Source organism: Limosilactobacillus difficilis (assembly GCF_947387495.1).
GTDB lineage: Bacteria > Bacillota > Bacilli > Lactobacillales > Lactobacillaceae > Limosilactobacillus > Limosilactobacillus difficilis.
Genome location: NZ_CANDNU010000135.1, coordinates 1 through 203, shown reverse-complemented (window position 1 = coordinate 203; position 203 = coordinate 1). Strand labels below are relative to the sequence as shown.

Here is a 203-nt window from a genome sequence, read left to right as displayed (position 1 = left end):
TGAGAATATTGTTGCCATGTGGTTAACTCAGGAACAGTGCCCTACTTACCGGACAATTGCGAGATTCATCATCTCTAGAGATCTGGCAGAAATGATCAAAAGTAGCTTTAAAGAATTTCATGATTATCTGACGAATTGTCAAACTAAGTGCAACGGTTCTTCAAAAAATATCTCAAACGGTGTTTGATAGTTTAATATTTTTC

The 203-nt window shown here is 35.5% G+C and carries 1 pseudogene; it reads left to right on the top strand.

What is annotated here, in order from left to right:
* Positions 1-130: pseudogene (locus QOR82_RS09500) on the top strand (transposase); the annotation flags it as partial.
* Positions 131-203 lie beyond the last annotated feature (73 nt).